20 protein-coding genes are annotated in these 17,319 nt (G+C 68.7%); 8 read left to right on the forward strand and 12 right to left on the reverse strand.

What is annotated here, in order from left to right; all coding sequences use genetic code 11:
- Positions 1 to 547 precede the first annotated feature (547 nt).
- The 3 genes from ACZ6O0_RS37210 to ACZ6O0_RS37220 are packed head-to-tail and all read left to right on the forward strand — an operon-like array spanning position 548 to position 2,223.
- The gene (locus tag ACZ6O0_RS37210; RefSeq protein ID WP_465769763.1) at positions 548 to 781 is read left to right on the forward strand and encodes an RlpA-like double-psi beta-barrel domain-containing protein; all 234 of its coding nucleotides are present in this window, start codon (positions 548 to 550) and stop codon (positions 779 to 781) included.
- Between the two features lie 13 nt (positions 782 to 794).
- Complete coding sequence (locus ACZ6O0_RS37215) at positions 795 to 1,397, forward strand: cell wall protein (RefSeq protein WP_465769764.1); 603 nt, start codon at positions 795 to 797, stop codon at positions 1,395 to 1,397.
- Position 1,398: 1 nt separating this feature from the next.
- On the forward strand, positions 1,399 to 2,223 hold the full coding sequence (locus ACZ6O0_RS37220; protein WP_465769765.1) for a MauE/DoxX family redox-associated membrane protein: 825 nt from the start codon (positions 1,399 to 1,401) through the stop codon (positions 2,221 to 2,223).
- Between the two features lie 51 nt (positions 2,224 to 2,274).
- On the opposite strand, the gene ACZ6O0_RS37225 is transcribed toward ACZ6O0_RS37220, so the two are convergent.
- The 4 genes from ACZ6O0_RS37225 to ACZ6O0_RS37240 form a co-directional block, all read right to left on the reverse strand.
- Entirely contained in the window at positions 2,275 to 3,132 is an 858-nt protein-coding gene (locus ACZ6O0_RS37225) for a haloalkane dehalogenase (RefSeq protein WP_465769766.1), read from the reverse strand.
- Positions 3,133 to 3,143: 11 nt separating this feature from the next.
- Positions 3,144 to 3,590 carry a MarR family winged helix-turn-helix transcriptional regulator gene (locus ACZ6O0_RS37230; RefSeq protein WP_465769767.1) on the reverse strand — a complete coding sequence of 149 codons (447 nt, stop codon included), beginning with the start codon at positions 3,588 to 3,590 and terminating at the stop codon, positions 3,144 to 3,146.
- 70 nt (positions 3,591 to 3,660) lie between these two features.
- The gene (locus ACZ6O0_RS37235) at positions 3,661 to 4,161 is read right to left on the reverse strand and encodes an NUDIX domain-containing protein (RefSeq protein WP_465769768.1); all 501 of its coding nucleotides are present in this window, start codon (positions 4,159 to 4,161) and stop codon (positions 3,661 to 3,663) included.
- 36 nt (positions 4,162 to 4,197) lie between these two features.
- Entirely contained in the window at positions 4,198 to 4,743 is a 546-nt protein-coding gene (locus ACZ6O0_RS37240) for a GNAT family N-acetyltransferase (protein ID WP_465769769.1), read from the reverse strand.
- A gap of 143 nt (positions 4,744 to 4,886) precedes the next feature.
- On the opposite strand from ACZ6O0_RS37240, the gene ACZ6O0_RS37245 reads away from it, so the two are divergent.
- Positions 4,887 to 5,345, forward strand: coding sequence for an iron chaperone (locus ACZ6O0_RS37245; protein ID WP_465769770.1), 459 nt, complete (start codon positions 4,887 to 4,889; stop codon positions 5,343 to 5,345).
- Positions 5,346 to 5,548: 203 nt separating this feature from the next.
- Complete coding sequence (locus ACZ6O0_RS37250) at positions 5,549 to 5,671, forward strand: hypothetical protein (RefSeq protein ID WP_465769771.1); 123 nt, start codon at positions 5,549 to 5,551, stop codon at positions 5,669 to 5,671.
- Positions 5,672 to 5,674: 3 nt separating this feature from the next.
- Here ACZ6O0_RS37250 and ACZ6O0_RS37255 read toward each other — a convergent pair whose 3' ends face one another.
- Positions 5,675 to 6,163 carry a DUF1269 domain-containing protein gene (locus ACZ6O0_RS37255; protein WP_465769772.1) on the reverse strand — a complete coding sequence of 163 codons (489 nt, stop codon included), beginning with the start codon at positions 6,161 to 6,163 and terminating at the stop codon, positions 5,675 to 5,677.
- A gap of 145 nt (positions 6,164 to 6,308) precedes the next feature.
- Here ACZ6O0_RS37255 and ACZ6O0_RS37260 point away from each other — a divergent pair, with 145 nt between their 5' ends.
- Entirely contained in the window at positions 6,309 to 9,437 is a 3,129-nt protein-coding gene (locus tag ACZ6O0_RS37260; RefSeq protein ID WP_465769773.1) for a BTAD domain-containing putative transcriptional regulator, read from the forward strand.
- On the opposite strand, the gene ACZ6O0_RS37265 is transcribed toward ACZ6O0_RS37260, so the two are convergent.
- The 4 genes from ACZ6O0_RS37265 to ACZ6O0_RS37280 all read right to left on the reverse strand — a co-directional run bounded on the left by ACZ6O0_RS37265 (position 9,421) and on the right by ACZ6O0_RS37280 (position 12,411).
- A complete protein-coding gene (locus ACZ6O0_RS37265; RefSeq protein ID WP_465769774.1) occupies positions 9,421 to 10,170 on the reverse strand; it encodes an ABC transporter permease in 750 nt (249 codons plus the stop codon). The genes ACZ6O0_RS37260 and ACZ6O0_RS37265 overlap by 17 nt on opposite strands.
- On the reverse strand, positions 10,167 to 11,096 hold the full coding sequence (locus tag ACZ6O0_RS37270) for an ATP-binding cassette domain-containing protein (RefSeq protein ID WP_465769775.1): 930 nt from the start codon (positions 11,094 to 11,096) through the stop codon (positions 10,167 to 10,169). The genes ACZ6O0_RS37265 and ACZ6O0_RS37270 overlap by 4 nt, the downstream gene beginning before the upstream one ends.
- A 310-nt stretch (positions 11,097 to 11,406) precedes the next feature.
- Positions 11,407 to 11,766, reverse strand: coding sequence for a YciI family protein (locus ACZ6O0_RS37275; RefSeq protein ID WP_465769776.1), 360 nt, complete (start codon positions 11,764 to 11,766; stop codon positions 11,407 to 11,409).
- 114 nt (positions 11,767 to 11,880) lie between these two features.
- Positions 11,881 to 12,411, reverse strand: coding sequence for a GNAT family N-acetyltransferase (locus ACZ6O0_RS37280; protein WP_465769777.1), 531 nt, complete (start codon positions 12,409 to 12,411; stop codon positions 11,881 to 11,883).
- Positions 12,412 to 12,500: 89 nt separating this feature from the next.
- On the opposite strand from ACZ6O0_RS37280, the gene ACZ6O0_RS37285 reads away from it, so the two are divergent.
- Positions 12,501 to 12,992, forward strand: coding sequence for a GNAT family N-acetyltransferase (locus ACZ6O0_RS37285; protein ID WP_465769778.1), 492 nt, complete (start codon positions 12,501 to 12,503; stop codon positions 12,990 to 12,992).
- Here the strand turns inward: ACZ6O0_RS37285 and ACZ6O0_RS37290 are convergent.
- Together ACZ6O0_RS37290 and ACZ6O0_RS37295 are read right to left on the reverse strand one after the other, a co-directional pair.
- Positions 12,989 to 13,672, reverse strand: coding sequence for an SAM-dependent methyltransferase (locus tag ACZ6O0_RS37290; RefSeq protein ID WP_465769779.1), 684 nt, complete (start codon positions 13,670 to 13,672; stop codon positions 12,989 to 12,991). The two genes, ACZ6O0_RS37285 and ACZ6O0_RS37290, sit on opposite strands and share 4 nt — an antisense overlap.
- Positions 13,673 to 13,788: 116 nt before the next feature.
- The gene (locus ACZ6O0_RS37295; RefSeq protein ID WP_465769780.1) at positions 13,789 to 15,372 is read right to left on the reverse strand and encodes an alkaline phosphatase family protein; all 1,584 of its coding nucleotides are present in this window, start codon (positions 15,370 to 15,372) and stop codon (positions 13,789 to 13,791) included.
- A gap of 141 nt (positions 15,373 to 15,513) precedes the next feature.
- Here ACZ6O0_RS37295 and ACZ6O0_RS37300 point away from each other — a divergent pair, with 141 nt between their 5' ends.
- Positions 15,514 to 16,251 (forward strand): phosphotransferase family protein, encoded by a 738-nt coding sequence (locus tag ACZ6O0_RS37300; protein WP_465769781.1) that lies wholly within the window; start codon positions 15,514 to 15,516, stop codon positions 16,249 to 16,251.
- 100 nt (positions 16,252 to 16,351) lie between these two features.
- Here ACZ6O0_RS37300 and ACZ6O0_RS37305 read toward each other — a convergent pair whose 3' ends face one another.
- Positions 16,352 to 17,218 (reverse strand): GNAT family N-acetyltransferase, encoded by an 867-nt coding sequence (locus ACZ6O0_RS37305; RefSeq protein ID WP_465769782.1) that lies wholly within the window; start codon positions 17,216 to 17,218, stop codon positions 16,352 to 16,354.
- Between the last annotated feature and the right edge of the window lie 101 nt (positions 17,219 to 17,319).

Raw genomic sequence — 17,319 nt, forward strand, 5'->3', positions numbered from 1 at the left:
CGCGACGCCAGGAGCGCGCGTAGCCGGCCGCGAGGGGACAAACCACACCCACCCACAGCCCACCCCCGACTCACCCCAGCCCGTGACCACCCGCAGTCGACCGGCGAGCATCGCGAGCCCACCCGCGAGCACCGCGAGCACACCCGCGAGCAGCGCGAGCGCACAAACGGGTGGGTGGGGCGGCCGGCGCAGCACGCGACGGCAGGAGCGCGCGTAGCCGGCCGCGAGGGTCGATCGCGGGAGCTGCCGGGACGAGTCCTCTTGGGCAAAAAGTTTCCGTTTGGGTTTGAGGGGTGGGAGATTTCGCCGGATCGGAGTACAAAGAAATCCAGTAGGTCTTACCGCCCCTAGACCTGGAGGATTTGTCATGGCCGGACTCAACGGCGAAGTCTCGTGGTTCTGTTGCGGAAACGCATGGGGACCTTGTGCGAGCACCGGGCGTGGTGCTTGCGGAACCTGTCACTCGGGGAACTTCCAGCACGCGTGGCCGAACACCTCGGACGCGTGTTACGCCATCACCCATCCGGACACGTGCGGGATCTCCGGGATGTCCCGGCGTACGTGCGGTTTCAAGCACTCCACGACCAACTTGTGCAACAGCAAACGGGTGGTCACGTCGATCGCGGACTGTGGTCCGCAGACCGACCTGTTCTGTGGTGAACGTGCCTGCTGTGGTGGGACGTGCGCCTCCAACCGGATCGTCGACCTGACTCCGGCCGCGTTCTCCGCGATCGCGAGTCTGAGTGCCGGTCTGATTCCCGCTGCGATCGACGTCGGCTGAGAGGTGAACCGAGATGACATCCACGATGGACCGCCGTTCCCTGCTCACCCGTGCCGCGCTCGGGGCCACCGGGCTGGTCGCCGCGACGGCGATGGGTTCGCTTGCCCCGGAGACCGCGTTCGCCGCGGCGAGCCAGTTCCCCGAACCGGGACAACCGGACCCGAATTTCGCCGAGGGCCTGATCATGGGCCGCAACCAGGATCTCCTGCAGGTGCAGGGATCCGACGGCCGGCTGCACCGGATCCAGTTGACCGGCGTGACGAGTGTCTGGAAGCTCCGGCCGACCACGATCGACCAGGCCCGGATCGGCGATGGTCTGTACGCACGCGGCGTACTGATGCCGGACGGCACCCTGGCCGCCGAGTCGGTCTGGATCAACATCGTGAACCTGACCGTGGCCATCACTTCGATCGGGCGTTCCGCGGTGCAGTTCGACCATCATGGTCAGAAGGTCGTCGGGCACGTCCAGCCCAGCGTGACCGCGGCGGTGTACAACGGCACGCCCGCGGTGTCGGACCTGTCGATGCTCAAGGTCGGCCGGCACGCCCAGGTGATCGGCGCCTGGCGACCGGGGACCAACGAGATCGACATCGCGACGATCTACGCGTCGAACTGACATGGGCGCCCAGCAAGTGGCGGCCGCGCAGCCGCTCCTGATCGGCGTGCTTCTGCTGTGGACGTCGTACGGCAAGTTCGCCCACGCAGAACAAGCAAGTCGTACGGCGTTGCCGCGCCTCGTCGGCGAATCACGCGCAACCGCGGCCTATCGTGCCGTCGGTGGAGTCGAGGCCATCATCGCCGTGGCTCTGCTGCTTCCACCGGCCTCGAGAATTGAGGCAGTGGCGGCGGCCGCACTGGCACTCGGGTTCACCGGTTACCTGATCTACGCCAGGATCGTCGTCCCGGAGGCGTCCTGTGGCTGCGTCGGGAAGTCGGAGAAACCCGTTGGCCGACGGGCGATCGGGCGGGCCTTGTTGCTGCTAGCAACAGCTGCGGTGGCGACAACGGCGGATGTCGGCTGGTGGTCAGCCGGCCCGGCCGCGGTGGTGCTCGTGGTCGAGGCCGCCGTGTTCGTCATGCTGTCCGCCGAGCTGGATCGGTACTGGCTGCTGCCATTGCGTCGATTGCGGCTCCGGCTGAGCCACCCGCTCGCGGGTACGGCGACCGACGGTGTACCACTCGCCGCCACGCAGCGACGACTGCTGCTCAGCCCCGCATACCGCGCGGTCGACGGGCTGCTGCGGTCCGACATCCACGACTACTGGGACGACGGGGACTGGCGGTTCGTCAGCTACACCGCCAGGTACGACGGACGCCCGGCGACCGCCGTCTTCGCCGTACCGCATCAGGACTCCACTCCGGAGTCCATCCGGGTCGCCGTCGTCGACGACACGTCGGGTCAGACCCTGTACCGCCCGACGGCGCTGGCCGCGGCCGGCTGACAACCACCCGATCGAGCCCCCGGGTCCGGTCGTGGGCCCGGGGGCTCGTGGTCAGCGCAGGCCGTGCCGGTCCACCCAGGCGGAGATCTCGGTGCCGATCTCCTTGGGACGATCCTCCGCCGCGTGGTGCCCGGCTTCCCCCCCGTGGACGATGTCGAGTGCGGCGACATTGGCTGCGCACCACTCGGCCAGCTCCTTGCCGATCAGCAAGGTGGGCGAGCCCTCGAACGTGATCAGCAGCTTCGGTACGTCGGTGCTGCCGGCCAGCCACTCGTCGTACTGGTTGATCCGGGCAACGAGCTCGGCCGGATCGCCACCGAAGGGCAACTGGCGGGCCCAGGCGAGGATCGGCCGGCGCGACTCGGGGGTCGGGAACGGCGCCAGGTAGGTCTGCAGGTCGTCGTCGGCGACCGGCGTCAGGACACCGCCGGTGAAGGCCTGGCGGACGAAGAGGTTCTGCTCGAGGACGAGATCCTCGCCGGCGCCCGGCGTACGGATCAACTGCGAGCGCTCGCGGGCCTGCGGGCTCAGGTCCTCCCAGGCCATCGGCTTGATGATGGTCTCGAAGAAAGCGATGCCCCGGACGCGGTCCGGGTTCCGCGACGCCCAGTCGAACGCGAGCGCGCCACCCCAGTCGTGGCCGACCAGGATCACCTGATCGAGCTCGAGCGCGTCGAACCAGACGTCGAGGTAGCGGGCGTGATCGGCGAACTGGTAGGGGCTGTCGGGTTTGCCGGAGCGGCCCATGCCGATCAGGTCGGGGGCGAGCAGCCGGCCGCTTCCGACGTACGGCAGGACGTTGCGCCAGACGTGGGACGAGGCCGGATTGCCGTGCAGGAAGACGATCGGCGTACCGCTGCCGGTGTCCTCGTAGTGGATGGTCGAGTCAAGGATGTCGATCTCGGGCATGGCGGATTCCTTCACAGTGGAGTGTCGAGGAGTTCGGTGAGGTCGCGGACGAAGTCCTTCGTGCGCGCACCGCGGCGACCGCCGAGCGGCGCGAGCAGCTTGTCCAGCAGGGCGCCGACTTCCGCAATGGCGGGCTGGATCGTCTCGCGGCCCTTGTCGGTCAGCTCGAGGCGCATCGTGCGGGTGTCGACGGCGTCGCGGGTGCGCTGGATCAGCCCGTCGGCGTCGAGGCTGCGGGCCAGCTTGGATACGTAGAGCGCCTCCAGGCCGGTGTAGTCGGCCAGCTCCCGCTGACTCGGCACCTGCCCGGCGCGCTCCATCCCGTACAAGGACGCCAGCATCACGTACTGCGCATGCGTCAACCCCACCGGCGCCAACGCGCGATCCACCGCCACCCGCCACTTCATGGACAACCGCCACACCAGATGCCCCGGCGTCGCTCCTTTGACCTCGCTCATGTCAGATACAGTACATGGCTACTAAGTACATGGCTACTATTTTCCGGATCGAGCCCGACCCCCGATCCGGTCAGCGGCCGAAGTCGGCGTAGATCGGGGATCGGGTGGAGAGGGCTCGGTGGGCCAGGGCCAGGCGGCGGGCCATGGAGGGGCGGAGGCGAGGGGTTGCCTCGGGGAGGGTGAGGAAGTGGATGGCGCGGACCTCGGTGGGGTCGGGGGTGAGGTCGGCGTCGATGGTTCCGCCGTCGAAGACGAAGGCGAGGGCGTCGGTCCAGGGGCCGAGGGCCGGGACCCAGTCGACGACGAGGAGCGGGCCGATCTCGAGGTCGAGGCCGATCTCCTCCTTCACCTCGCGGCGGCAGGCGTCGTACGGCGATTCGTCGTACTCCGCAATGCCGCCCGGGATGTCGAGCGTCGGTTTGTAGGTGGGTTCGAGGAAGAGGATGCGCCCGGCGCGGTCACGGATCAGCGCGCCCCCGGCAGCGGTCTTCCGCGGTAACCGGGCGGCGATCCCGGGGTTGAACTCCCTCTCCGGTTCACCTTCGGCGGCCAGATCATCCTGTCGGTTCACGGGTCCAGTCTCGTACACACCGTGAGTTGGCAGCCGCTACGCCGACGGCCGATCGAGTACGCGGGTCATCCAGATCGAGTCGCCGCGCTCGGGATCCTCGCTCACCCGCCCGCTGTGGTAGAAGCCGAGCTTCTCCAGCACCCGGAACGAGGCCGCGTTCCACTCCCGCACCGTCGCCCACAACCGCCGCCGGCCCGTCCGCGCCGCCGCCTCGACAACCGCGCGGGCCGCCTCGGTGGCGTACCCGTGACCATGGGCCCGCTGGGCGAGCTCGTACGCGATCTCCGGCTCCTCGAACGACGCCTGGCCGACGGTCAGTCCGCAGTACCCGATGAACTCACCGCTGTCCCGCAGCTCGATCGGCAGCAACCCGAGCCCTTCCGCCGCCGCCCGCGGATTGCCGACAAGCCACCCGCGGATCTCGTCCACCGTCGGACGCCCGTCCGCGTCGATCCGGCGGAGCGCCCGCGGATCCCGCTCGACCCAGAGCGCGCGGTACTCCTCCGCATCCGACGGACGCCAGACACGCAGCCGCAGCCGCTCAGTCGTCAACTCCTCCGGAAACGGCGCGAAACTCGACACCACCTCAACCTAGCCGAGCCCCCGGCAGCAGACCGAGCCGACGGCGGTAAGACCGGATCGATCAGTTTTCGAGAAGCGCCGGGGGGAGGTGGGCGCCTAGCGTGGAGCTTGTTCAGACCGGATCACACAGACAGGAACCTCTGATGGCCACCACGCGGAAGACCACGGCGAAGACGACCTCGCAGCGCAAGTCGTACGACGGCTTCACGGCCGAGGAACGCGACGCGATGAAGGAGCACGCCAAGGAGCTCAAGGCCTCCCGCGGCCGGGCGGAGGACGAGGCCGCCGTCCTCGAGAAGATCGCCGAGCTGGACGACGACGACCGCGCGATCGCCGAGCGCCTGCACGCCATCATCAAGGCCAACGCGCCCGAGCTCGCCCCGAAGCTCTGGTACGGCCAGCCCGCCTACGCCAAGGCCGGCAAGGTCCTCTGCTTCTTCCAGCCCGCCGGCAAGTTCAAGACCCGCTACGGAACCCTCGGCTTCAACGACATCGCCACCCTCGACGACGGGCCGATGTGGCCCACCGCCTACGCCCTCACCGCCCTGACCCCCGCCCTCGAGAAGAAGATCGCCACCCTGATCAAGAAGGCCGTGAGCTGACATCACCACCGGGTTTGGCCCGGTGGGGCTGGTAGGGATGGATTCGTACGGGAGCCGCCCTGTCCGAGTGGAGTCTGCATCAGCTACGGTCCGCCCGAACCGAACCCGTCGTCCACCATGTCGACCGGCAGCAGGAACACCGCACACCCGGCCAGCCCGTTACCTGGCGGGCCTACTCCCCTCTCCCCTTCGCCGTTCCGGGGTTGGCGCTGGCGATTTTCGGGTGCATCGGCAACCGCCGCGGCAAGCCGCCGGCCGCGGTCGGTTGGGTCTTCTCCTCGATCGCCCTGATCCTCAGCCTCTTCATGGTCGTCCAGCGCTTCTAGCGGTCAGCTGCCCCCGAACGTCTCCAGCAGCTCCTGACGCTCGGCGTCGGTGAGGTTCGTGGCGATCAGCTTGCTGTGCATGTTGTGGAAGCGCTCGCCGACCCGGTCGAGATCACCCTGCTCGGTGACCACGAACAGGGCCGAGGTCCCCGGGGTCACCTCGGTGCGGATCTTCTCCAGCTGCTCCTTGGTGATGCCGGTGTCCTGCGTCATCTTGCTGATCGCGCCGATCGCGGCCCCCGCCACGCCGCCGACGAGGGGGACGAAGAAGAGGGCACCGAGGAGAACGCCCCAGAAGGCTCCCCACCCGGTCCCCCGCCAGGTTTCCTCGTGCGACTGCTTGGTGGTCGGCTGCGAGGCGTCTTTCGGCCAGCTGACGACCGCGTGGTCGAGGATCTTCACCAGCCCGTCCTGCTCACAGCCCTTGAGCACCGAGACGGCGTGCGCGGCGTCATCCGGACCCTCGAACTTCCACACCGTAAAGGCGGTCATTCGTCCACTCCTTGCCTTCGATCGAACCGGGCGCTCCCATCGTGTCCTTCAGAAGGCAGGGCAACGTCACCCCCTCAGGGTGAAACCGGCCCCTGACGCGTCAGTCCGGACAACGATGCCAATCGGCCGTGGCAAAATCGGCCGGGTGCAGATCGGGATGCTGGGCTCATTCGAGGTACGTACGGACGACGGCGTCCTGGCCGACGTACCGGGCGCCCGGCTGCGCGGGCTGTTGGTCGCCCTCGCCCTCCAACCGGGGCGGGTGGTCCCGAAGGCGACGCTGATCGACTGGATCTGGGGTGAACAGCCGCCCGCCGAGGCGGCGAACGCCCTGCAACGCCTGGCCTCCCGGCTGCGGAAAGCCCTGCCGGACGGCGTGGTGGAGGGCCAGACGGACGGTTACCGCCTGGTGGTGGACCCCGACGCCGTCGATGCGGTCCGGTTCGAACGCCTCGTCGGTCCGGCCCGCAACGACGACGATTCCCAGCGGGTACGGCGCCTCCGCGAGGCCCTCGCCCTGTGGCGCGGTGCGGCCATGCAGGACGTCGGCCTGCAGGACAGTACGGCGTACGACGCGGCCGTCACCCGGCTCGAAGGGCTGCGCCTGACGGCCATGGAGGACCGGTTCGAGGTGGAGATCAGCCTCGGCCACGGCGCGGAGCTGGTCACCGAACTCACCGACCTGGTGGCCGCGCACCCGGTGCGGGAACGCCTCGTCGCCGCCCTGATGCGTGCTCTCGTCGCGGCCGGTCGCAACGCCGATGCGCTCCTTGCGTACGAGCGCACGAGAGAAACGCTGGCCGACTCGCTGGGCGTCGACCCCTCACCCGAACTGTCCGCACTCCATGTCGCCCTGCTGCGGGGCGAGCTGGGACGGCGGGACGAGGACCGGAAGACCAACCTGCGCGCCGGGCTGACCAGCTTCGTCGGCAAGGACGCCGACATCACCGCGGTCCGTGAGCTCATCGCCGACCACCGGCTCACCACGCTGATCGGACCGGGTGGCGCGGGCAAGACCAGGCTGGCGACAGAGACCGCGAGTACGCTGCTCGGCGACCTGCCGGACGGGGTCTGGTTGGTGGAGCTCGCGCCCGTCGGCCCGGACAGTGACGTGGCGCAGGCGACGCTCGCTGCGCTCCGGCTGCGGGATGCGCTGCTCGGCGAGGTGTCGGACGTGGAGCCGACGGACCGGGTCATCACCGCGTTCCGCGAGCGCGAGGCGCTGCTGATCCTGGACAACTGCGAGCACGTGATCGAGTCGGCGGCGGCGTTCGCCGATCGGGTGCTCGGGGAGTGCCGCCGGCTGCGGATCCTCGCGACCAGCCGGGAACCGCTCGGCATCACCGGTGAGGCGCTCTGGCGGGTCGTCCCGTTGGCCCTGCCGGAGGACGATGCCGACCCGGGGTCTTCGCCGGCCGTCCAGTTGTTGCGCGACCGGGCGAGCGCCGTACGGAAGGATCTCGCGAACGACGCCCACACGTTGTCGACCATGGCCCGGGTCTGCCGGGCGCTGGACGGGATGCCGCTCGCGATCGAGCTGGCCGCGGCCAGGTTGCGGACGATGTCCCTCGATCAGCTCGCCGACCGGCTCGACGACGTGTTCCGCCTGCTGACCGGCGGGAGCCGGACGGCGCTGCCCCGGCAACGAACACTACGAGCGGTGATCGACTGGAGCTGGACGCTGCTCTCCGACGCCGAACGGGTAGTCCTCCGCAGGCTGTCCGTGTTCTCCGGTGGTGCGAGCCTGGAGGCGGCCGAGCGGGTTTGCGTCGGCGACTCGGTCGAGTCGTGGCAGGTGCTCGAGTTGCTGACCGCGCTGACCGAGAAATCGCTCGTGGTCGCCGACAGCGACGACGCGCCCCGGTACCGGATGCTCAGCATGATCAAGGAGTACGCCGGGCAGCGGCTGACGGAAGCGGGAGACTCGGACCTGGTCCGCCAGGCGCATCTCGCCTACTTCACCGAGCTCACCGAGACCGCGGAGCCGCATCTTCGCCGCGCCGAGCAGCTGGAATGGCTCGCCACCCTCCAGGCCGAGCACGACAACATCAGTGCCGCGCTGCGGGGTGCGGTCGCGGCGGGCGAGGCGCAGGCGGCGATGCGGCTCGCCGCGGCGGCCGCCTGGTACTGGTGGCTGATCGGGCACAAGGCCGAGGGCATGGAACTGATCAGCGCGGCCACCGAAACGCCCGGCGAGGTGGCCGATGAGATCCGGGCGACGGTGTACGCCCTCATCTCGATGTTCGTGAGCTCCGGGCCGTCCGACGAATACGCGGCGGCCGAGTGGATCCACAAGGCCTACCAGCTCGGCCGGCTCAGTCAGCACCATCATCCGGCGCTGGAACTGGTCGTCCCGCTCGAACAGATGCTGGTGGCCCCGGATGCGTTCCTGCCCGCGTGGGAACAGTTGCTGGAGAGCGAGGACCCCTGGGTCCGCGCGCTGGCCCGGCTCCATCTCGGCAAGATGCGGATCATGCTCGGAGAAGGTGGCCGAGACGCGGACGCGTACCTCGAGCGGGCCGTCGCCGAGTTCCGGGCCCTCGGCGAGCGGTTCGGGATCTCGTTCGCGCTGACCGAGTTGGCGGACCGGATCACCGTGCGCGGCGAGTTCGCCGCCGCGTGCGAGTACTACGAACAGGCGATCGCAGTCGTCACCGAAGTCGGCTCCATCGACGACGTCGTCCGGATGCGGGCGCGCCAGGCGCAGTTGTACTGGCTGCTGGGCGACAAGGACTCCAGCGCGGCGGCGATGGCTGAGGCGCAGCGGTTCGCGGACCGGGTCACCTGGCCGGGCACGCTGGCTCAACTGGCCCTCGAGAAGGCGGAGCTCGCTCGTTTGAGCGGCGATGCCGAGGAGGCGTACAAGCAACTCGGTGTCGTGACCACGCTGCTGGGCGACGAGGCGGAGCAGCCGAACATCCGCGCGTACACCCAGGACCTGCTCGGCTACTTCGCCGACGATCTCGGCGACGCCCGTACGCATCGGACGGCGGCCTTCCAGGCGGCAGCCGAGGCGGGGCACGCACCCCTGATCGCGAGGGCACTCGTCGGCGTCGCGGATCTTGCCCTGCACCGCGACCAGTACGAGCAGGCCGCTCGGTTGCTGGGAGCAAGTGCCGGGGTGCTCGGACTGCAGGATCGCTCCCATCCGGACGTGGCCCGGATCGAGCAGGCAGCGCGAAGCCGCCTCGGCGACGCGGGGTACGCCGAGGCGGCTCGAGAGGGTGCGGAGACGAGCTGGAGTGAGCTGGCCGAGGTCACGCTCGCTTCGTGAAGGTGGATCGCGCCCACAGGTACCCGACGAGGGCGATCCCGAGGCACCAGGCCACGGCGGTGACCGCGTCGCTGGTGTCCACCGCGCCGTTCAGGAACCCCCGCAGGGTCTCGATGATCGGCGTGAAGGGCTGGTACTCCGCGAACTGCCGGACGCCCTGACCCATCTTGTCCGCCGGGACGATCGCGCTGCTGAAGAACGGCAGCATGATCAGCGGTACGGCGGCCAGGCCCGCGGTCTCCGGAGTCTTCGCCGCCAGGCCCAGCGCGACCGTGAGCCAGGCGGTGGCGAACCCGAGCAGTACGACGATGCCGAGCACGCCGAGCCAATCGGTGAAGCTCGCCGACGGGCTGAACCCCAGCAGGAAGGCCACTCCGAGGAGGACCGCGATCGCGACCAGGTTGGTCAGCACACTGGCGACGACCTTGCCGGTCAGCACCGCACCCCGGGGCACGTCCATGACCTTGAACCGGTTGATGATGCCCTTCGTCATGTCGGAGTTCGCCGCGACCGCGGTGGCCCCGAGCCCGTAGCAGACGGCCAGCAGCATCATTCCCGGTGTCGCGTAGTCGACGTAGTCGACGCCGACGTTGAACGCGTCCCCGAGCAGGTACACGAACATGAACAGCATCACGACCGGCATCAGGACCGCGTTGAACACCGAGGTCGGGTTCCGGGCGATGTGGGTGAAGTCGCGGCGCAACATCACCATCGAGGGGGACTTCTTGCTCATTTCGCGACTACCTCCGTGGAGTGGCCCGTCAGGGCGAGGAAAACGTCATCGAGGTCGGGGGTGTGCACCGAGAACTCCTCGGCGCTGAGTGCGTACTCGTCGAGCCGGTCGAGCAGCGCCCGCAGCGAGCGGGTGCCGCCGTCGCTGGGGATCCGCAGGGCCAGCGCCTCGTCGTCCCGCGTGGCGTCGGCGAACAGGCCGGCGGCCGCGTCGAGCTCGTCGACGGTGCTGAACCGGAGGCGGACGTGCGTACCGGGGATCTGGCGCTTGAGCTCGTCCGGGGTGCCCTGGGCAACCAAGTGGCCCTGGTCGAGGACCGCGATCCGGTCGGCGAGCTGATCGGCCTCGTCGAGGTACTGGGTGGTGAGGAAGATGGTGACGCCATCCGCCACCAGCTCGCGGATGATCGCCCACATCGTGCGCCGGCTGCGCGGGTCCAGCCCGGTGGTCGGCTCGTCCAGGAAGATGATCCGCGGGTTGCCGACCAGGGTCATCGCCAGGTCGAGCTTCCGGCGCATACCCCCGGAGTACGTCGACGCCGGCTTCTGGGCCGACTCCACCAGGTCGAACCTCTCGAGCAGCTCGGTGACGACCCGCTGGTCCGCACCGATCAGGTCCACCATCAGCTGGAGGTTCTCCTGCCCGGTCAGCAGTTCGTCGACTGCCGCGAACTGGCCGGTGACACCGATGGCCGCGCGTACCGCCTTGGCCTCGGTCGCGACGTCGTGGCCGGCGACCCGTACCGACCCGGCGTCGGCCGCGATCAGCGTGGTCAGCACGTTCACAGTCGTCGTCTTGCCCGCGCCGTTCGGACCGAGCAGCGAGAAGACCGTGCCCGCCGGAACATCCAGATCTATACCGTCCAGGACGGTCTTGTCCTTGAAGGTCTTCCGCAGCCCCGAGACTGCAATCGCCGAAGTTGTCATGCAGTAACCATCGCGATCCGCCCAGACAGGACCCTGACACGGCCCTGACACGGCCTCTGACAGGAAGTTCCGGGTGAGATGTCGGACGGCGCCGGGCCCGTTTCGTAGCCATGGTGAGAGACCGGCAACGGCCGGTCGGAGCTGGAGGTCACCACGTCCGCCCCCGCCTACACCACCCTCTCCCCCACCGAAACAGCCCAGCTAACCACCGACCTCGGTCCCCTGGCCGCCAAGATCAACGCCACAGGCTACGGACGCCCCTCATGGGAGAGGCCCTCTCCCCGGCGGGAGAGGGCCTCTGAAGGTGGGGTCATTCGATCAGGTCTGGGTCGTACATGAACTTGCGGACATGTTGGGGGCAGCGGCAGGCGACGGCGATCTTCGCGGCCCACTGGAAGGCTTCCTCGCGGGTGGGTACGTCGACGATCGTCACGCCGCCGAGGAGTTCCTTGGTCTCCGGGTACGGGCCGTCGGTGATCAGCCCGTCGGTGCCCACCACGGCGTGCTCCACGTCGTTGTCCCCGTAGTCCAGCCCACCCGCGAAAAGGAACACGCCGGCGTCCTTGGCCTCCTGAATCACCGCACGGGCGGCCTGACCCACCTCGGGGATCTCCTCCGCGGGAATGTGGTCCATCGAACCGTTCCCGAACGAGATCAGGTACCTCGTCATCTCAGCACTCCTTGTTCCGACGGCAACCTCCGGCCGCTCTCACCCCTGCAACGAACGCCGCACCCCGGATCCGACACTACCGGCAGAATTTCTCAGCCGTGTCGATCCACGATCTCAGCTGGACGGCTTCCACTCGCCGTGCCACTGCTCGGCGCCGTACTTCACGAAGCGGTCCACCTCGGTGAAGCCCAGTTTCGTCGCGAGGCGCAGCGAGCGGTCGTTGGCGGTCTGGGCATAGAGCACCACCACCTCGCCGGGAAGCGCGCCGGCGAACCAGTCGAGTGCCGCAGCGCACGCCTCGAACGCGTACCCGAATCCCCAAGCCTCCGGCAGGAACATGTAGCCGAGCGCGACCTCCGTACGAACGTCACCCGGACGCTCCGGTTCCCGCCGATCAAGCGTGACCGTCCCGATCATCGCTCCGTCGAGATCAACCACGAACAGACCAGCGCGCCGCCGAGGCACCTCAGGTATGGCGCCCTCGAGCTCATCACGCTCCCGAGCCCCGCCGATATACGTGCCCACCTCCGCCGAGGCCAACAACTCGATCACCGCCGCCCGATCCCGAGCCTCAGGCTCACGAAGCACCAGCCGCTCGGTCCGGATCGGTGCAGGCGGCCAGCCAACGACTCCCAGCTCAGTCATGCCACGCAACCTACCAACGCACCGGCTCGCACCCCGCGGGCCCGGAATCGGCTTGTGCGGAGGGGCGAGGGCCTGCTTCGCTGATGCCCGTGACCGAACTTCGAACGCCGCGACTGTGCTTGTACGCCATCGACGCGGCAGAGGGTGAACGCATCGTCGGGCGGCGTGCCGGAGCCGGGGATGTGTGGGCTGAGGACTTCCCTTTCGACGGCGACGTCATGGGCGTCACAGCCTTTCTCAAAGCTACGACCGCCCACGGGGACCAGCGCCCTTTCGGGCACTACCGGATCACCCGGACCGCAGACGGGAAGGCCATCGGCGGGATCGGGTTCAAGGGTCAACCGAACGACGGATGTGTCGAGGTCGGCTACGGTCTCTCCCCGTCCGCCCGTGGTCACGGCTATGCGGCGGAGGCACTCACCGCCCTGCTGAACGTCGCGGCCGAGCACGGATTGTCCCGAGTTGTCGCGGACACCACCGGGGACAACGTCGCCTCCCAACGGACCCTCGAACGTGCCGGCTTCCGCCGTACCGGCACCAACGGTGACCTTTACCTGTACGAGGTACTCCTCGACGCCTAGCTGTTGCGGCGGGCAACGACTCGGGCGAGACCGAGCGTACGGCCGTCGTCGGCGCGAAGCATCTGAGCTTCTTCCTGTCCCGGCGTACCCGCGTCCTGGTCGCAGGCCTCGTTCCACTGCAACCAGTCTCGCCACCCCTCGGGAAGTCGATCGGCGACCTCGACGGTAACCAGCCCGGTCTTCTCCCAGTGCCGCCGCCACCAGGCCGCGCTGTGCCAGGCGCAGAAGTCCCACTTCCAGTAGGGCTCGAGGTGTGGCGGGGGAAGCGTCTCGTACTCCTCGGCGAGACCGGGCTGAACGATGCCGATCTGTCCGCCGCGTTTCACGAAGCGCGAGTAGTAGCCGAGATAGAGGTCGTCGGTGCCGAAGTAGTGGTAGGCGCCGATGCTGACGAGCGCGTCGAAGAAGTCGTCGGCGAAGGGCAGGGCATGGGCTTCCGCGGAGATCGGGTGAACCTGGTCTTCGACGTTCGCCTCGGCCACGCAGCGCAGGTTCTCGTCGGGCTTGACCCACAGGTCGGTCGCCCACACCTGAACACCGAACTCCTTGGCCAGAAAGATCGAGCTCAGCGCGGTGCCACATCCCAGGTCGAGTACCCGCATGCCGGGCTCGAGCACCATGCGCTCGCTCAAAGCCTCCGCCTGCCACACCGGGTTCGGCCCCATCCCCCCGTCCACCATCCACCGAGCCGAGTACCCCGCAGACCGCGGGTACCGCCCGTTCCTCAACATCACCTCAAGCTCGGCATCCTCCACCCGACCGAAGTCTGAGCGAGCCCCCACCACCAGGCAACCAGTTATCCACCCCCCTGCCCACCATGAGCCGGTGCCAGTTGGGGGAAGTAGTGGAAGGCGACGTCTCTGATGACTTCGACCATGAGCTGGGGTGTTAGTTCGGTGGAAGGGTCGTCGAGTTGCGGTGGGAGTTCGACGCCCAGCTGTCTGGCGTGCTCGATCATGCCGGGGGCGACGTCCTTGCCCAGGTAGCCGAGGGCCTTGCCCAGGGTCTCGTAGTCGATCGCCCAGGCAGGCAGCGGCTGGGCCGCGACGGTGGCCCAGGTCTGCGGGTCGCGCGGGGTGTCTCGGGTGAACACATGGTCGAAGGTGCGCGCGGAGGCATCACGCTGGGTGAACGGCGTACCGAGGTCCCAGGTTTTGCGCAGCGTCGCGATCAGCGAGGTGTGCCGGTACTCCTCGTTGTACACCGAGCCCGGCTCGACCCACGGCGACACGACGATGGCGGGAACGCGGTAGCCGGAGCGGTCGAACGTGAAGCCGAGCTCACCCGCAGGTGCGGCCGGATCGGGCGGCGGGACCGGACCCGGGGGCACGTGGTCGTACGTTCCACCCGGCTCGTCCCACCCGATCAGCAAGGTGGTGTTCCAGACGTTGGCGCCGGACTCCGCGGTAGCGGACCGGTAGGCGTTGAAGACCCGCTCCAGGAACGCCTCGCCGCCGAGCATCGCCGACGACGGGTCGAGCCCGATATCGACGTTGCCGCCGAAGAACGACCGGCCGAACGCCGGGTGATAGTCGCCGTGACCCGCGATCATGTCCGGCTCGATCAGCGAGAAGTCGGGCAGGGTCCCGGCCGCGGCGTCCTTCTCGAACTCCGAGAACCGCACGAAGTGCGTCGCCAGCCTGTCCTTCAGCCGGGGATAGTGGATGACACCGGTGAACGACAGGCACATCGGCTCCATCACGTAGACCTTCCAGGTCCTGCCGTGCTGCTCGAGCCGCTCGAAGATCGTCTCCGCGTCGTTCTTCGTGAACCACTTCCGCGCCGGGCTGTTCACGACCAGCCCCGACGACGTCGCCGCCGTCCAGAACGACCGGTTCATGAACGTCTGCGACGGCACCTCGGAGAACCAGTGGTCGAACACCCCGAACTCCCGCGCGATACCGCTCAGCACCGGCAGCTGCTCCGGGGTGTATCCGGTCATGATCTGGGCGTACTCGTCATACGTCGGCTGCCGCCCGACTTCCCCGGTGAACGTGCTGATGTAGTCCGCGACGAACCCGTCCATGGCCGGAACCGCACCCGGCGGCGGCGCGTTCCACGGTGCGGTCACACCCTCGCCGATCTTGAACCGGTTGTGGTCGTCGATCGCACCGAACAGCTGCGTGTTGGTGTGATACCACTCCTCACCCGAGTCCGGGTTAGGGGAATCCAGGTCGGTACTGACGCCGTACGGCACCGCCTTGCGGTCGACGCCGTGCTCCGCCCATTCCGGAATCGGGTTGCTCAGCTCCTTCCCGATGACCCCCTCGAAGGTCTTGCCGTCCCCCGGCCCGTACAAGCGACCCAGCACGTTGTCCAGGGATCGGTTCTCGAACAGCACGACCACGACGTGATCGAGCGCATTGGCTGAACCTGGCATTCCGGCCTCCACTCGGTTTCGGACGTTCGGGCGTGCCTGTCCCCCACATCCCACCCCATGAGCGCCTGCGGCTACTCACCCCGAACGGACGATTCCGTAATCCCGGTGACGTCGGAGGTCATCCCCGCGACAATGTCCGGCGTGGATGAGGTCGAGGTCGTCGTCGCCCATAGCGAGCGCGCGACTCTGCGCGTCGGTGACGTGTTCCTGAAGATCGACAGTGATCAGACGAACACGGACGTCGAGGTCGAGGCGATGGCCTTGGCGCCGGTCCCGACTCCGGAGGTGCTGTGGCGGAAGCCGCCCGTACTCGCGATCTCCGCCCTCCCGGGGATGGCACTCGGCCGCCTCGGCGAGCCATCGACCGCCTCGCCGGCGGCGTGGGCCGCGGCGGGTGCCGCCGTACGGACGCTGCACGACGCGCCACTGCCGCCCTGGTCCGGCCCGAGTGTCGACGAGATCGCATCGCGCCTCGACGCCGAATGCGACTGGCTGATCACGAACGGCGTCCTTCCCGCCGACCTGGTCACGCGCAACCGCGAGATCGCCGAGGCCGCACTCCGGCCGTGGACACCGGTGTTCACGCACGGGGACCTGCAGATCACCCACGTCTTCGTCGACGGCGACAAGGTCACCGGCGTGATCGACTGGTCCGAGGCGAGCCAGGGCGACGCGATGTACGACCTAGCCAGCCTCACGCTCGGCCACGAGGAGCACCTCGACGACCTCCTCGCCGGCTACGGCACCGACGCCGACCTCGACGTCATCCGCGCCTGGTGGTCCCTACGAAGCCTCCGAGCCGCCCGCTGGCTGATCGAACACGGCTTCGACCCCGCCACCCCCGGCTGCGAATTCGACGTCCTGAAATCCCGCATGTAAGGACAAACTGGAAGGGTCACCCCAGCCCGGCCGTCTGAGGAGGGGATAGCTCTTCATCTCGGTGCGACTGTGCCCTTCCGGTTGCTGGTGGCTCGCGAGGTCAGCTCGTACGGCGGAAGTCGGGGACGTCGGGGAGCCTTCGGAAGCCGGCCGAGGCGTACGCCGCCACAGCGCCGACGTTGCTACTCGGCGTACACACGGTCGCGCTGGACGCTCCCATCTCGCGTAGCGCGGCGGCCGCAGCCAGCGAGATGGCCTTGCCGTACCCGTGGCCGCGGTGATCCCGGTGGACACCCAGTGGTTCGAGCAGACCCGGCCGTCCCTGCCCGGCCGACCAGACCGTCACCACGGCGACTGCGGCCTCGTTGGCGTCGTACCCGACCAGGCACCGGGCCTGACGGTACGGCGAGGCGGCGGCCATCGTGTGCCAGCGCTCGAGGGTGAACGTCGAGTTGGGGAACACCGCACGCTGCACCGCGACCCGTGCGGGCGCGTTCTGCGCGTCGACGACCTCGACCCTGAGGCCGCAGTCCTCCACCTTGTCGGCGAGGTCACGACGCAGTGGCGTCCACGGCTCGTCGGCGACCCAACCGCACCGGTCGAGGAGCTCTCGAAAAGCAGTGCCGGACCGGGCCTCGACGCTCGCGGTGCCGGCGGGCAGCACCCCACGCGCCGGGTCGGACAGATCGGCCAGAAGCTGCGCGGCGAACGTATCGTCGCGATCGACGCTCGGTGCGATGCCCATCCGGATCAAGCCCGCGTCCTCGACGAGGCCAACGGCCAGGATCTGCCCGTCACGGCGCCACACCCGGACGGCCGCGGCCAGCTGCTCCGCGCCCAGGCTCCAGTTCCACCCAAGGTCACCCGGATGAAGCTGGACCGGCCCGCCATCCTGCTGCCAGGACCCGACCGCCTCGGCGACCTCGTCCAGCGAGGCAACGGTCGCGGTCTCAAGCGTGATCGACATACGCCGATCCAACTCCACCCATCGGCGCCGGCGCACATGGTTTTCCACCGCCGTCGGCCGTGGGCCGTGGGTCGCGCTCATCGGACCACAGCCGGCGCGCC

Source organism: Kribbella sp. NPDC048837 (assembly GCF_055586945.1).

What these genes read in the sequence shown, in the direction of transcription:
- ACZ6O0_RS37210 (WP_465769763.1), top strand. Translation starts at nt 548, where the DNA reads ATGTCCCGGCGTACGTGCGGTTTCAAGCACTCCACGACCAACTTGTGC.
- ACZ6O0_RS37215 (WP_465769764.1), top strand. Translation starts at nt 795, where the DNA reads ATGACATCCACGATGGACCGCCGTTCCCTGCTCACCCGTGCCGCGCTC.
- ACZ6O0_RS37220 (WP_465769765.1), top strand. Translation starts at nt 1,399, where the DNA reads ATGGGCGCCCAGCAAGTGGCGGCCGCGCAGCCGCTCCTGATCGGCGTG.
- ACZ6O0_RS37225 (WP_465769766.1), bottom strand. Translation starts at nt 3,132, where the DNA reads ATGCCCGAGATCGACATCCTTGACTCGACCATCCACTACGAGGACACC.
- ACZ6O0_RS37230 (WP_465769767.1), bottom strand. Translation starts at nt 3,590, where the DNA reads ATGAGCGAGGTCAAAGGAGCGACGCCGGGGCATCTGGTGTGGCGGTTG.
- ACZ6O0_RS37245 (WP_465769770.1), top strand. Translation starts at nt 4,887, where the DNA reads ATGGCCACCACGCGGAAGACCACGGCGAAGACGACCTCGCAGCGCAAG.
- ACZ6O0_RS37255 (WP_465769772.1), bottom strand. Translation starts at nt 6,163, where the DNA reads ATGACCGCCTTTACGGTGTGGAAGTTCGAGGGTCCGGATGACGCCGCG.
- ACZ6O0_RS37265 (WP_465769774.1), bottom strand. Translation starts at nt 10,170, where the DNA reads ATGAGCAAGAAGTCCCCCTCGATGGTGATGTTGCGCCGCGACTTCACC.
- ACZ6O0_RS37270 (WP_465769775.1), bottom strand. Translation starts at nt 11,096, where the DNA reads ATGACAACTTCGGCGATTGCAGTCTCGGGGCTGCGGAAGACCTTCAAG.
- ACZ6O0_RS37275 (WP_465769776.1), bottom strand. Translation starts at nt 11,766, where the DNA reads ATGACGAGGTACCTGATCTCGTTCGGGAACGGTTCGATGGACCACATT.
- ACZ6O0_RS37280 (WP_465769777.1), bottom strand. Translation starts at nt 12,411, where the DNA reads ATGACTGAGCTGGGAGTCGTTGGCTGGCCGCCTGCACCGATCCGGACC.
- ACZ6O0_RS37290 (WP_465769779.1), bottom strand. Translation starts at nt 13,672, where the DNA reads ATGGTGGACGGGGGGATGGGGCCGAACCCGGTGTGGCAGGCGGAGGCT.
- ACZ6O0_RS37295 (WP_465769780.1), bottom strand. Translation starts at nt 15,372, where the DNA reads ATGCCAGGTTCAGCCAATGCGCTCGATCACGTCGTGGTCGTGCTGTTC.
- ACZ6O0_RS37305 (WP_465769782.1), bottom strand. Translation starts at nt 17,218, where the DNA reads ATGTCGATCACGCTTGAGACCGCGACCGTTGCCTCGCTGGACGAGGTC.